Source organism: Amycolatopsis pigmentata, from assembly GCF_042684065.1.
Lineage (GTDB): Bacteria > Actinomycetota > Actinomycetes > Mycobacteriales > Pseudonocardiaceae > Amycolatopsis_E > Amycolatopsis_E pigmentata.
Genome location: NZ_JBHUKR010000006.1, coordinates 442,113 through 454,747, shown reverse-complemented (window position 1 = coordinate 454,747; position 12,635 = coordinate 442,113). Strand labels below are relative to the sequence as shown.

The window sequence follows — 12,635 nt, the reverse complement described above, 5'->3', positions numbered from 1 at the left end:
TCTTCCTTTCACGGGCACACCGATGCCAGGGCCACGGACAACGCACGACGGTGCAGACGGTCGAGGCGCTCGAATATCTCGCCGGTCACCTTCGCCTCGGCCAGCCGGACCCGGCACAACGGCCCCCGCTGGACGTCTCGCACGCGCACCAACTGCCGCAGCAATTCGGTGGTCAACGCATCCAGCTCGGTCCGGATCGCTGTCAGATCGGGGCGGACGACCGGCGCCAGGTCCGGATGCGCGGTCCACAGCGCGAAAAGGCCACGCTGCACCACCTTGCTCGCGGCGATCTGGTCCTGGAAGAACCGCACCGTGGCATCCGGGTCGATGCCCACCGTCACCGCGTCCTGCCGCACCTGAGCCAGTTCCTGCGCTTCCCTCGCCGGATCGTCGATCGGTTTGCCGGTACCGAACTTCGCCGCCGCCACCTGATCGCCGACCCGCAACCGTTGAATGACCACGTCGGTCAAGCCGCCGAATGGGCCCGTCACCGGTGGCCGCTGATCGGCACCCGGAGTCACCACCCGCCGTGACGCGGCCATTCCTTCGCCCGTCCCGGAGACCATCAGCGTCGCCGAAACCACGCAAATCACCGCTAACGACCGGCACAGCACTTTCCCGGCAGACATCCATTTCCCCTCTCGTGCGCCCGCCACGCACTTTACCAATCCGACCCAAAAGCAGGCGGAGACGGACCGCGGCCAATCTGGCTGTATAGACCCGTTTCCGCCGTGGCTGTGGCCGGATTGGCAACGATCGGCACGGTACTTCGGCAATGGCGAAACACGCCGTATCCGCCGCCCGCGCGCCCGGACCCGGGTGCCGCGCGGACGGCGGCACCATGGGAAACTCCTCAGCCCGTGACCGGAGTGAGCAGGACGGCGAACTGGAGGTTGAGCTGGCCTCGCCGGGCCGCGGACGCCACGATCTGCCCGGCATCGTTGATGCCGTAGGCCGCGGTGATGGTCAGGCCGGTGTTCGGCGGGATCAGGGTGTCGAGGTCGGTGCGGACACCGTTGCTGTACACCCATCCGTCGCGACCGTCACCGACGATCGTGCCGGCGCTGTTGATCGCGTTGGCCGTGCCGGAGGTGCTCCCGCCGAGGTCCGGCCACAAATCGATCACCTTTCCGCCGGTGAACATCACCGGGTGCCGGGGTGCGAACGCCCCGCCTGCGCCCACTCCGGAGGCGCCGACCACGACGCCGCCCGCGTTCATGGCGTGCGCTTCCGACCACGTGCTGCCGCGCAGAGTCCCGAGGCCGGCCGGGACGCCGTTGCGCCACACCGTGGCCTCGGCGTTGTCGACATCGGCCGAGGTCGCGGAAAAGCCGAGCACCTGGCCGCCACCACTGATGCCCAGGGCCTGCGCGGCCTGGCCACCGGGTAAGGGGGGCAAGATGGTGGTCTTGCCGTTCTGGTAAAGCCAGGCGACACCGGTGTCGACGCCGCTGCCCGCGATCTGACCGGCGTCGTTGATCGCCCGTGCTTCGACGTCCTCGTCGCCGGGAAGGATGCCGAGGTCGGTCGGCACGCCGTTATGCCAGACCACCGCGGTCTGGCGGATCGGGAGGGTGGCGAACGCGGTGCCGACGACGGTGTCGGAGGAGTTGAGGCCGAACGCCTCACTGGTATCGGCGAGGTTCGGATCACCGGTGGCGACGCCGGGCAGTTCGGTCAACTGCGCCGGGGTGGTGCTGAAGTAACCGGTCTGGGTGCTGCTGTCCGGAAAGGAACCCACGCCGACGGTATGACCGGCGGCGTTGATCGCGAACGGCACGTTGCCGAACGCGCCGTTCATGGCCTTGATCATGGTCAGCTGATAGTGGACCGGCGTCGCGGCGGTGGCATGGGCGTTGGGGATGGCCGCGAGCCCGAGTGATGCCACCAGCGCGGTAAGGGCGCGCGCTATTCTTTTCCGCACGTTTCTCCTCCTCGAAGGACGATTGAGTCGACACGTACGGGTAAGCGCGCGGGTTACAGCGACCGCTTATTTTGGCCGCGGCTCGTCAAATTCCCGTCACGGTCGCCGATGGTGGTCGCCCGATCCGGCGTCGAACCCGGCGGTGCGTTCAGTCCGCACCGGTGCCGGACCGATGGAGGGGAACGAGCATCGTGCCGCAATCGCTTGTACGAAGAAGGTTTTCGCCGGTTTACCGACGGTTCCATCCGACGTAAGGCCTTCGCAGCGGAAGGCCAGAGTCCGAATCGGTGGTATCGAGACAGTAGATGCCGGTGGTGGTAATGCCGTTCACCGCGCCGCCTGGTACGAGAACCATCTCCATGTCGCGGACAATCAGCGTGGTCTCCTGGTCTTCGATATGGGAAACATCCTGGATCTCGGCACCAGGAACGACCCGCGCGCGTCCGGCTACCAGTACGCGCTTCCGTTGGTCGGCCGCCTGCGGGCACAACCCGGCCCCTGCACGAGCGGCAGTCCACCCGGAGGCCCCAGAACCTACAATCCGCTGGCGACACACCCGTGCTGCAACTACGTTTCGGTGCAGCGTTACCCCGCCGACGGGTCGTCGTTCATCACCGGTGAGTACTGCACTGGTGGTCCGCGGATCGTCCGGGGGCCGGTGTCCTTGACTTGAGTACTGTCGACCTCGTGGCGTCCCCCGAGGTGCTGGTAACCGGATCTTCCGGCGTGGTCGGTGCGGCAATCGCTCAGGAACTGGACTGGGCGGGGTGGACCGTGCGTGGGTGGGATATCCGGCCAGGGAGGTGGACCACCCACCGAGGCGACCTTCGCGAGCCCGCGTTGCGGGCACACGTCGTCGCCGGAGTCGAGGGCATCGTGCATGCGGCCGCGCTCCACGCGCCGCACGTCGGCAAGGTGCCGAACGAAGAGTTCCGTTCGGTCAATGTCGACGCCACGGCCGCTCTGCTGGAGCAAGCGGCCCGGTCCGGCGTTCGGCGCGTGGTCTACACGAGCAGCACTTCGGTGTACGGGCATGCCCTGGTGCCCCGCGACCGGGCCGTGTGGGTGAACGAGACTCTCGCCCCACGGCCTCGCGACGTCTACGACGAAACCAAACTCCAAGCGGAAACGCTGATCGGCGGTCATCACGGCGATGGACTGTCCACAGTGGCGTTGAGAATCGCTCGCTGTTTCCCCGAGCCCCCGGCGATTCAGGCCGCGCACCGGCTCTACCGTGGCGTCGATCCGCGGGATGTGGCCCGAGCGCATCGCCTGGCGCTGGAGCGCCACGACGTGGGCGGTGTGTTCACCATCGCCGGACCGTTGATGTTCTGTCCCGCGGACACCGAGGCATTGTGGCGCGACGCGGCGTCGGTACTCGCGCGGCGAGCGCCTGGGGTCACCGCGCTGTTCCGACGCAGCGGCTGGCCGCTGCCCGCGCGGATCGACCGTGTCTACGACTCGAGCGCGGCATCCGGGCGACTCGGCTACCACCCCGTCCACGGGCCTGAGTCCGTGGCAGGCGGCGAGCCGTCATCTCCGCGGAGGGTCGCGCCGCGGCCTTGCTGAGCCCCCTTGTGTTTCCAAGGCGGCAACCGTAGAGTTTCCGACATGGAAACCAACGAACCCACGGGACCGGACGACGCCTCGGAGGCGCTCGCGTCGGTCAAGCGCAGCCGGGCACGTGTGGCCTGGAGCGGATATCCCGCGTGGTACTGGCTCGTGACAGGAGCGAGCTTCGGTGCGTTTTGTTACGCGATGATGTTGCCGCCCGAGTGGGACATGGCGGCCGCGATCGTGATCGCGGGGCTGCTGATCGTCGTCGCCCGCGCGGCCGGCCGGGCTCGCGGAATCTGCGAGGGCTGGGTGAACACCGCCATGACGGTGCGGGAGAAAACGGTGCTGTACGGCCCGGCGGCCTTACTGGTCATCGCCAACGCGGTCGCGTCGAAGTTCGTGTCGTGGTCCTCGATCGTGGCCTCGATCCTGGTCTTCGTGCTGTTCGCCGGTACCGGGCTCGCCTTCGGCGTCCGAACCGCTCGCGCGTGACCACACCACACGGAACCGAGCAGGCCACCGAGGCGCTCGAGAACGGGTTCGACAACCTGATCCACGCGCCGGTCAGGTTACGGATCTGCGCGACCCTGGACCACGCCCGAGAAGTCGAGTTCAGCGCCCTGCTGACCCTGCTCGATATCAGCAAATCCGCGCTCAGCAAACACATTTCCCTGCTCACCGACGCCGGTTACGTCACCCAGCGCCGGGCCGTACGGGACACGCGGCAGCGGGTCTGGCTGCGCCTCACCGACACCGGGCGCTCCGCCTACCGGGGCCATGTCGCCGCACTGCACCGCATCGTCGGTGATCCCCAGGGATGACTTGAGCACGCGCCTGGCTCACGGCAGCGGAAAACGCAGACCGGTGAGTTCCTCACATTTTTCCCACAGCATGGCGCTCGCCGCCCCGTCCCGCGCCACTGCCGCCGGCTCGACCCGGCGCGGCAGTCCTTTGATGCCATGGAATCCGTCGGGACCGTAGAACTCACCGCCTTGGACATCGGGATCGACGGCCGCTCTCAAGATGGGGAGCGCCCCCTCGGTGGCGGTGTTGGCGAAGGGAGCCAGTAGCCACCGCAGTGGTGGCGCGGATATCACGCGCAGGAAACCACCACTGTTGCGGCCGAATTCGGTGGAGGCGGCGCCGGGGTGTGCCGCGACAGCGATCGCCCGCTTCCCCTCCGCCGCCAACCGTCGTTGAAGTTCGAAAGTGAACAGGACATTGGCGAGCTTCGACTGCGAGTACGCGCTCCAGCGGCTGTAGCGGCGCCGTGCGTAAGCTAGGTCGTCGAGATCCAGCCGGCCCATTTCGTGGTTTCCGCTGCTGACCGTGACAACTCGTCCGGTGGGAGCCGCCAACACACTCCGCAACAACAAGCCGGTGAAGGCAAAGGGTCCCAGCTGATTGGTGACGAAGGTTCGCTCCGTCCCATCGACCAGGGTCAGGGTGCCGAACGAGGCCCCGGCATTGTTGATCAGCAGGTCGATCCGGTCGAACTCGGCGCCGATCCTCGCCGCCGCCGCACGGACGGACGGCGCGGACGCCAGGTCCAACTCGACCGTCCGCAATTCGGCATCCGGCACGGTCGCGCGGATCAGGTCGCAGGCCGCGGCCGCTTTGGCGAGGTTCCGGCATGCCAAGACAACTTGTGCGCCCCGCTCGGCGAGAAGCCTCGCGGTCTCGAATCCGACTCCGGAATTCGCGCCGGTCACCACCGCGATGCGACCTCGCTGATCGGTGATGTCGGCTGCCGTCCATCTCGAGGTCGGCCTCGTCATGAATCGCTCCCCGGGGATACGCGCAACGAGCGTATTCTGCCTCCACCTCCGCGCCGATGTCCGGGAGGGTATCGACGGGTATCAGGGCGAATTGCGTCACTGGGCCGGCGCGACGCGATCGACACCGCGGCGACACCGCCCGGCTGGTCGAGACTGCCGCGCGGCTACCGGTTTGGGCCGGTCAAGCCCGGGTACTCAAGATCGGTTCTCTCGGTTCCCATTCCAGGGGTGGTGGCGTTTTGGCGTATTCCGTCCGTCTTGGCCAGGTCATCGATCAGGTAGTGGCTCCACGCGCCGTGGAGGTGGATCGCTCGGGACGATTTCCGCGCGATGCGGTGACGGCACTCGGTGACGCGAAGTTGCTGGGCCTGCTCAGCCCGGCCGAAGACGGCGGTGGCGGTGAGAGCCTGGACGCGGCGGCGCAGGTGATCGAGCGGCTGGCCGGGGTTTGCGGGTCGACGGCGATGGTCGTGGTCATGCATTACGCGGCGGCCGCCGTACTGGAAGCGCATGGCTCCCCCGAGGTACGGCGGGCGATCGGCGAAAACCGGCACCTGTGCACCCTGGCGTTCTCCGAATTCGGGTCACGCAGCCATTTCTGGGCTCCCGTGGGTACGGCCAAACGGCACGACGGCCATATCGTCCTCGACGGTTCGAAAAGCTGGGTCACCGCGGCCGGCGAGGCCGACAGTTACGTGTGGTCGAGTCTTCCGGTGGGCGACAGCGGCCGGATGACGTTGTGGCATCTGCCGAAGGACACGCCGGGTTTGACCACACGCGGCGAGTTCGACGGCCTCGGTCTCCGGGGGAACGCCTCCAGCCCGATGACCGCCGAAGGCGTCGAAGTACCGGCCGACGCGATGCTGGGCACCGATGGTGACGGTCTCGACATCGCGTTGGCTACCGCACTGCCACGGTTCCTGGTCCTCAACGCGGCGTTCTGCCTCGGCCTCATGGAGGCGTTGCTGGCCGACGCGAAGGCTCATCTGAGCCGGACGAAGCTGTCCCACCTGGATCAGACGCTTGCCGAGCAGGCAGGCCGCCGAGGCGAGTTCGCCCGGCTGCACACCCGCACCGCCGAGGTGCGGCTCTTCCTGCGAGACACCCTCGACGCGCTCGCCTACGGGCGGGAAGACGCCATGCTGCGCGTGCTCCAGGTCAAACTCGTCGCCGGCGAAGCCGCCGCCGAGGTCGCGGACGGGGTCATGCGCCTGTGCGGCGGTACGGCATTGCTCCGGGACACGGGCATCGAGCGGCGGTTCCGCGATTCACTGGCCGCGCGGGTGATGGCTCCGACGAGCGAGGCGTTGCGGGATTTCACCGGGCGCGCCCTGCTCGGCCTGCCGTTGTTCTGACCGAGGAGGACCTGTGACTTTGCTGATGGGCGGGGTCGCCTACGACCCCAAGGTGGTCACCATCTGGACCGGCTTCCGGGACTGGTTGCGCCAGGCCGGGCTGCCGTTCGATTTCGTCCTGTACTCCAACTACGAACGACAGGTCGAAGATCTTGTCGCCGGAGCGATCCACGCCGCGTGGAACTCGCCGCTGGCCTGGGTCCGCGCTCGCCGGATGGCCGGGGAACGGGTCAGGCCGCTCCTCATGCGTGACACCGACCAGGACTTGACCTCGGTTGTCGTCGTCCGCTCCGACTCTCCCTTCCAGCGACTCGCCGATCTCAAGGGCCACACCGTCGCGACCGGCGCGCTCGACTCGCCGCAAGCCACGCTCGTCCCCGGTTCTTTCTTGCGGCACAACGGACTTCCCCCCGGTGAGGCGGTCACCATCCGCAGGTTCGACATCGGGATCGGTTTGCACGGCGACCACATCGGCGGGGAACGCGAAGCCGCGCGGGCGATGCTGGCCGGTGAGACCGACGCCGCGACGATCATCGACGCGAACCATCTGCTGTTCGTCAACGAAGGCACGGTGCCACCGGGAAGCACCCGTGTGCTCGCCTCCACCGACCCCTACGACCACTGCAACATGACCGTCGTCGACACCGCGCCACCGGATCTCGTCGAGCGTTTCGGGCAACTGCTGTTCTCGATGTCCTACGGCGATCCCGGTCTACGGCCCCTGCTGGACCTGGAGGGCCTCAAAAAATGGGTGCCCGGCCGCACCACCGGTTACGGGGCACTGGAAAGCGAAGTGGATGCCACCGGCTTCTACTCCGCGGACGGCGCCGTGACGGCAGCGGACTACCAACCGTGACAGAAGTTCTCGACCTCGGATGGTTGTCGTTCGAACAGGGCGCGCATCTCCTTCTGCGGCGAGCGCTCGACTCGCTCCGGCCCGGTGAGCACCTCGCCGTCACGGGCGGAGATCCGGCGCTCCTGCCGCATCTTCGTGCCTGGTGCCGGAACCAGGGTCATCACGCCCGGTCCGTCGAGGACGAGCCCGGGATCAAGGCACACGTCATCCGGGGCACGGCGGACGACGACCGGTGGGCCGGTGCCGAACGCGCCGGCCGTCCCGGTCCCGGCGGCATCGCGGCCTCCGCGCCCCGGCACTGGGGCCTGGCCGCCCGCGGCGCGCTCGTCGAGCCCGGCGGTCCCGAAGCACCCTTCGACCTCACCGACCGGGACCTGGTCTGGGCCGAGGTGGCACCCGCGCTCTACCGGCACGCCGCGTCCGCCCAATGGGACCCGGAAACCGCGGTGGCCTGGGACGCCGAATTCACCCTGCCCGGCGAAATCGAGCATGCCGTGGTGCAGGTGATGACCTACCTGGTGGAAAACGAACAGGCCGCGCTGGTGATCCCGGCCAGGCTGCTGACCCGGATTCACCCCCACTTCCGCGAGGTCATGCAGTTGCTCGCGGTGCAGGCCGCCGACGAGGCACGGCACGTCGAAGTCTTCACCCGGCGCGCGCTGCTGCGCGGCGACGAAATGGGCACCTCCTCCGCCGGAGGCCGCCATTCCCTGGCCACCCTGCTCACCGAACCCGACTTCTCCCTGGCCTCCTTCCTGTTGTCCGTACTGGGGGAAGGCACCTTCCTCAACCTGCTCGACTTCCTCGAAACGCACGCTCCGGACCCGGTCACGCGGCAGGCGACCGCCCTCGCCCGCAGGGACGAGGCCAGGCACGTCGCTTTCGGTGTCGCGCACCTGCACCACCTCGGCACCGTCGACCCGGGGCTGCGCGGACGGTTGCGCGCCGCGATCGAACGGCGTCACGATGCCCTGCTCGACACCGCGGGACTCAATTCGAGTGTCTTCGACTCGCTGGTCGTCCTCGCCGCCGGAGCCTGGACCCCCGAGGCGATCAGCCGTGGCTGGCAGGCCGTCGGCCGCCTTCAGTCCGAAATGGACGACGGTCGCCAACGGCGGTTGGCACACCTGGGTTTCCCCGCCGACGAGGCGGCGGAACTGTCCCGTTTGCACACTCGGAACTTCATGTAGTGCCGGGATATACGCGGTAACGTTCGACGTCGGGCCATTTGACCGTCAGTCCCAGGCCCGGCCGCGCGGGGTCCGGACGCAGGGCACCGCCCTTGGGCGAAAGCGTTCCGTCGAACACCAGGGATTCGAGCCGGACGTGATCGTGGAAGTATTCGAGATGACGCAGGCGGCGCACCGCGCAGAACGCATGCGCCGAAACCGCGGGGGCGCAGTGCGCGGACAGGTCGATCTGGTGCGCGGCCGACAACCCGGACACCGTCAGCACTCCCGTGATGCCACCACATCGCGTGACATCCGCCTGCAGGCAGTCCACCGCACCGAGCAGGTTGGTGAAATCCCGCGGGACGAACGCGTATTCGCCCGCCGCGATCTCTATCCCACCGGGTCCGCGCTCGCGCACCAACCGAAGACCGTCCAGTTCCCCCGAACTCACCGGCTCCTCGAACCAGGTCACACCCCACTCGTCGTGGAATCGCCGCGCCCAGTACAACGCCTCTTTCGGGGTCAACGCCCCGTTGGCGTCGACGAAGAGTTGCGACTCTTCCCCGATCGCGTCCCGGACCGCCGAGAGGCGTCCGGGGTCGGCGGCGGGTTCGCGGCTCGTCTTCAGCTTGACCCGGCCGATGCCCTGCCCGACCCAGCCACCAAGCTGCTCGCCCAGCCGCCGGAGCGGGTAGTTGGTGAACCCGCCGCTGCCGTAGACCGGCACCTCGTCGTGGAATCGCGGCAACACCGCCGCCAGGGGTTGACCGGCCAGCCGCGCCTTCAGATCCCACAACGCCACGTCGACGGCCGAAACCGCCATCGCACCGAGTCCCGGCCGCCCGGCGTTGCGGATCGCCGTGAACATCTTTTCGGTCACCGCGGGCGGCGACAGGACGTCCGCGCCGAGCACCAGCGGTGACAGCTTCGACTCGATGAACGAGGCCACCGAGACGTCACCGTAGGTGTAACCCAGCCCGGTCTCCCCTTCGCTGTGCACCCGCACCAGCACCATCGTGGTCGAGTCCCAGGTCAGCGTGCCGTCTTGTTCGACGCCGTCAGGGCCGTCCGTGGGCACCGTGAAGGCGTGGATGTCGACCTGGTCGACCTTCATCGATTCACCCGCTTCCTCCTGTGCCGATCGTTACCAATCCGACTACAGCCACGGCGGAAATGGTTCTCTGCGAACAGATTGGTCGCCTACCGTCTCCGCCTACTTCTGGTCGGATTAGTAACCGGCGAAGGCCTCGCGGTCCTGCCGGGGCCGGCCGGGCGCCCCGTTGAGCCGGTGCCGTTCGTAGATGTACACGGCCTGGCCGACGGCCCCGAGCATCATGCCGAACGATCCGGCGATGAACAGCCAGATGGCGATCATCTCCAGCGCCGACCACAGGAACAACACGCTGCCGACAAAGAAGATGACGTTCCCCACCACCCCGATGGCCAGGTGCACCGCCGGGAACTCACGAACGAATGTCCGTGGTGTCATGGTTCTCCTCTCGCGAACACGCCGGTGGCCGGCGTTCTGCTTCCGGGGTACCCGCGATGGCGAGATTTCCACTCGTGCATACAGCAACTTTTGTCGCGTACAGGGTCAGACGTCCTTCTCCGCGCCGAGGACGCGGCGAAGCACTACGCTTGCCACCACGATCACAGGAGGCAGGGTGAGGCAAGGGTGAGTTCCTTCGACGAGAAGGCCGCGACCTGGGACGACGAAGGCAGGATCGAACGTGCCCGGGTGCTGGCCGCGGCCGTCCGCCGGGCCGTGGCCCTGACCGGATCGACGCGTCTCTTCGAGTACGGAGCCGGCACCGGGCTCGTCTCCCAGGAACTCGCCCCCGGCGTCGGTGCGATCACGCTCGCGGACCCGTCGGCGGGCATGCGAGAGGTCATGCAGGACAAGGTGGCGAAGGGAACCCTGCCCGCGACCACGCGCGTCTGGGACTTGGACCTCTCCGCCGGAAGCGTCCCCGACGAACACTTCGACGTGGTCGTCACGGTGATGGCCCTGCACCACATCCCGGACCTGACACCGGTGTTCGACGGCTTCGCGCGGCTTCTGGACGACCGCGGACATCTGTGCGTGATCGACCTCGTCCAGGAGGACGGCTCGTTCCACGACGACCCCGACTTCCACGGCCACCACGGTTTCGACACCCGTGATCTGTCCGTCAAGCTGGAAGCGGCCGGGTTCACCGATGTCCGCGTCGAGCAGATCTACGAAGTGGCCAAGGCCGGAGCCACCTATCCGCTCTTCCTGGCCACCTGCACGAAGCCTGCCCGGCCCTGAGCGGCCTTCGCACGGAAAGACCTCGGGGTATTGCCCCCTCTAAGCCCGTTACCCAGCACCGAGGACACACCGGCGGACGGCGGACGTCCGCCGGGCCGGCCCCGGCGGTGGCCGTTCGCGCTCGTCGTGATCGCGCTCCTCGCCCAGATGGCGGTCGCCATGATCACCACGGCCGTCGAGCAGACCCCGACCATCGACGAGCCGGTCTACCTGGGCACGGCGGTGGTCTACCTGGAGCAGCACAGCGTGCGCTACAACACCGAGCATCCTCCGCTGGGCAAGCTGATCATCGCCGCTGGGCTGGCCCCCGCCGCGCCGCATCTGGACCCCGCCTTCGCGGGCGACCAGACCCAACTCGGCCGGCACGTGCTGTACGAGTCCGGCAACGATCCGGGACGGTTACTCCTGCTGGCGAGGCTGCCGATGATCGTGCTCACCCTGCTGTTCGGCGTGGTCGTCTTCGCGTTCGCCCGCGATCTGGCCGGCCCGGTCGGCGGGTCGGTGGCACTCGCCCTGTACGCGTTCTCTCCCGACCTCATCGCGCACGGGTCACTGGCCACGCTCGATGTGCCGGTGGCCGGTTTTCTCCTGACCTCGGTCTGGCTGCTGTGGCGGGCCCGGCGCCGCCCCGCCCTCTACCTTCCCCTTGCCGGACTTGCCCTCGGCGCGGCCGTCGCCACGAAGATGATCGCGCTGGCCGCGGTCCCGGTGCTGGTACTCCTGGCCGTGCTGTCCGTGTGGCACGCCCGCCGCCCGCGCGACCCCAGGATCGCCCGGGTTCTCGGAGCCGGTGTGGCGGCGGCCGCGGGCATGGCGCTGATCGCGGTCGCCGTGGTGTGGGCGTCCTATCTTGCCGTGGATCCGCGGATGCGCTGGGCGACACCGCAGGGCCTTCCGGCCGCTCAGGGCGTGCGCGCGCTCGTCGACCGGCTGCCGTTCCCCGCACCGTACCGGGCCGGAATCCATGTGCAGTTCGGCTTCGAGAACGAGTTGTGGGACGGCTTCCTGTTCGGCCGGCACTACGTCGGTTCGCTTTGGTACTACCTGCCGGCCGCGCTGCTGGTGAAGACCCCGTTGGGCACGCTGGCGCTGTGGCTGGCGGGCGTCATCGTGATGGTGTCCGTCCCCCGGCTACGCCCGGCGGCACTCTACGTACTCGTTCCCGCCGCCGTGCTGATGGCCGCGGCCATGACCGGCAACCGCGACCTCGGCGTCCGGTACGCGCTGTTCATACCGATGTTTCTGGCTGTCGCGGCGGCTGGAGTAGTCGCCCTACACCGACGGTGGGCGACCGTCGCCGCGGCCGTCCTGGTCGTCTTCGTCGCGGTCAGTTCGCTGCGGACATTCCCGTACTACCTGCCGTACTCCAACGAGGCATTCGGCGGCCCAGCGAACACCCATCTGCTCCTGTCCGACTCGAACGTCGACTGGGGCCAGGACCTGGGGAGGCTGGCAAACCGACTGAGGCAGCAGTACCCCGGCGAGCGGATCTGGCTGGTCTACAAAGGCAGCGGCCTACCGTCCTACTACGGCATCGACGCCGCCGACCCGCTCACCGCGCCATCCGACCAGGTGCGCGGACTGCTCGTCGTGTCGGACTCCGCCATCGTGAAGGCCGATGACCACCTTCACGCGCTGATCGACGGCAGCACGCCGGTCGACGAGGTCGGCCACTCCATCACGATCTTTCACCGGCCCTGACC

The 12,635-nt window shown here is 68.1% G+C and carries 14 protein-coding genes; 9 read left to right on the top strand and 5 right to left on the bottom strand.

Features of this window, described 5'->3' with window-relative positions:
* Positions 1-8: 8 nt before the first annotated feature.
* Both ACFSXZ_RS09975 and ACFSXZ_RS09970 read right to left on the bottom strand, forming a co-directional pair.
* Complete coding sequence (locus tag ACFSXZ_RS09975; RefSeq protein WP_378263631.1) at positions 9-584, bottom strand: chorismate mutase; 576 nt, start codon at positions 582-584, stop codon at positions 9-11.
* A 269-nt stretch (positions 585-853) separates the two neighbouring features.
* Positions 854-1,924 (bottom strand): hypothetical protein, encoded by a 1,071-nt coding sequence (locus tag ACFSXZ_RS09970; protein WP_378263628.1) that lies wholly within the window; start codon positions 1,922-1,924, stop codon positions 854-856.
* Between the two features lie 397 nt (positions 1,925-2,321).
* Here ACFSXZ_RS09970 and ACFSXZ_RS09965 point away from each other — a divergent pair, with 397 nt between their 5' ends.
* The 4 genes from ACFSXZ_RS09965 to ACFSXZ_RS09950 are packed head-to-tail and all read left to right on the top strand — an operon-like array spanning position 2,322 to position 4,302.
* Entirely contained in the window at positions 2,322-2,597 is a 276-nt protein-coding gene (locus tag ACFSXZ_RS09965) for a hypothetical protein (protein WP_378263626.1), read from the top strand.
* A gap of 14 nt (positions 2,598-2,611) precedes the next feature.
* Positions 2,612-3,493 carry an NAD-dependent epimerase/dehydratase family protein gene (locus ACFSXZ_RS09960; protein WP_378263624.1) on the top strand — a complete coding sequence of 294 codons (882 nt, stop codon included), beginning with the start codon at positions 2,612-2,614 and terminating at the stop codon, positions 3,491-3,493.
* Between the two features lie 42 nt (positions 3,494-3,535).
* Complete coding sequence (locus ACFSXZ_RS09955) at positions 3,536-3,973, top strand: hypothetical protein (RefSeq protein WP_378263623.1); 438 nt, start codon at positions 3,536-3,538, stop codon at positions 3,971-3,973.
* Complete coding sequence (locus tag ACFSXZ_RS09950; protein ID WP_378263622.1) at positions 3,970-4,302, top strand: transcriptional regulator; 333 nt, start codon at positions 3,970-3,972, stop codon at positions 4,300-4,302. Before ACFSXZ_RS09955 ends, ACFSXZ_RS09950 begins: the two co-directional genes overlap by 4 nt.
* Positions 4,303-4,320: 18 nt before the next feature.
* On the opposite strand, the gene ACFSXZ_RS09945 is transcribed toward ACFSXZ_RS09950, so the two are convergent.
* A complete protein-coding gene (locus tag ACFSXZ_RS09945) occupies positions 4,321-5,259 on the bottom strand; it encodes an oxidoreductase (RefSeq protein ID WP_378263621.1) in 939 nt (312 codons plus the stop codon).
* A gap of 239 nt (positions 5,260-5,498) precedes the next feature.
* Between ACFSXZ_RS09945 and ACFSXZ_RS09940 the strand changes: the two genes are divergently transcribed.
* The 3 genes from ACFSXZ_RS09940 to ACFSXZ_RS09930 are packed head-to-tail and all read left to right on the top strand — an operon-like array spanning position 5,499 to position 8,660.
* Positions 5,499-6,614 (top strand): acyl-CoA dehydrogenase family protein, encoded by a 1,116-nt coding sequence (locus tag ACFSXZ_RS09940; protein ID WP_378263619.1) that lies wholly within the window; start codon positions 5,499-5,501, stop codon positions 6,612-6,614.
* Between the two features lie 13 nt (positions 6,615-6,627).
* A complete protein-coding gene (locus ACFSXZ_RS09935; protein WP_378263617.1) occupies positions 6,628-7,470 on the top strand; it encodes a phosphate/phosphite/phosphonate ABC transporter substrate-binding protein in 843 nt (280 codons plus the stop codon).
* Positions 7,467-8,660, top strand: a complete 1,194-nt coding sequence (locus tag ACFSXZ_RS09930) for a ferritin-like domain-containing protein (protein WP_378263615.1) — start codon at positions 7,467-7,469, stop codon at positions 8,658-8,660. The genes ACFSXZ_RS09935 and ACFSXZ_RS09930 overlap by 4 nt, the downstream gene beginning before the upstream one ends.
* Here the strand turns inward: ACFSXZ_RS09930 and ACFSXZ_RS09925 are convergent.
* Entirely contained in the window at positions 8,653-9,756 is a 1,104-nt protein-coding gene (locus ACFSXZ_RS09925; protein ID WP_378263613.1) for an enolase C-terminal domain-like protein, read from the bottom strand. The genes ACFSXZ_RS09930 and ACFSXZ_RS09925 overlap by 8 nt on opposite strands.
* A 114-nt stretch (positions 9,757-9,870) precedes the next feature.
* Positions 9,871-10,131: a YrhK family protein gene (locus ACFSXZ_RS09920; protein WP_378263611.1), complete on the bottom strand. Its 261-nt coding sequence runs from the start codon at positions 10,129-10,131 to the stop codon at positions 9,871-9,873.
* A gap of 186 nt (positions 10,132-10,317) precedes the next feature.
* On the opposite strand from ACFSXZ_RS09920, the gene ACFSXZ_RS09915 reads away from it, so the two are divergent.
* Complete coding sequence (locus tag ACFSXZ_RS09915; protein WP_378263609.1) at positions 10,318-10,932, top strand: class I SAM-dependent methyltransferase; 615 nt, start codon at positions 10,318-10,320, stop codon at positions 10,930-10,932.
* 30 nt (positions 10,933-10,962) lie between these two features.
* Positions 10,963-12,633, top strand: a complete 1,671-nt coding sequence (locus tag ACFSXZ_RS09910; RefSeq protein ID WP_378263606.1) for a phospholipid carrier-dependent glycosyltransferase — start codon at positions 10,963-10,965, stop codon at positions 12,631-12,633.
* Positions 12,634-12,635 lie beyond the last annotated feature (2 nt).

Bases quoted from the DNA above. Each gene is read 5' to 3' on its own strand.
- ACFSXZ_RS09965 (WP_378263626.1), top strand. From the start codon at position 2,322: ATGGGAAACATCCTGGATCTCGGCACCAGGAACGACCCGCGCGCGTCC.
- ACFSXZ_RS09955 (WP_378263623.1), top strand. From the start codon at position 3,536: ATGGAAACCAACGAACCCACGGGACCGGACGACGCCTCGGAGGCGCTC.
- ACFSXZ_RS09945 (WP_378263621.1), bottom strand. From the start codon at position 5,259: ATGACGAGGCCGACCTCGAGATGGACGGCAGCCGACATCACCGATCAG.
- ACFSXZ_RS09925 (WP_378263613.1), bottom strand. From the start codon at position 9,756: ATGAAGGTCGACCAGGTCGACATCCACGCCTTCACGGTGCCCACGGAC.
- ACFSXZ_RS09920 (WP_378263611.1), bottom strand. From the start codon at position 10,131: ATGACACCACGGACATTCGTTCGTGAGTTCCCGGCGGTGCACCTGGCC.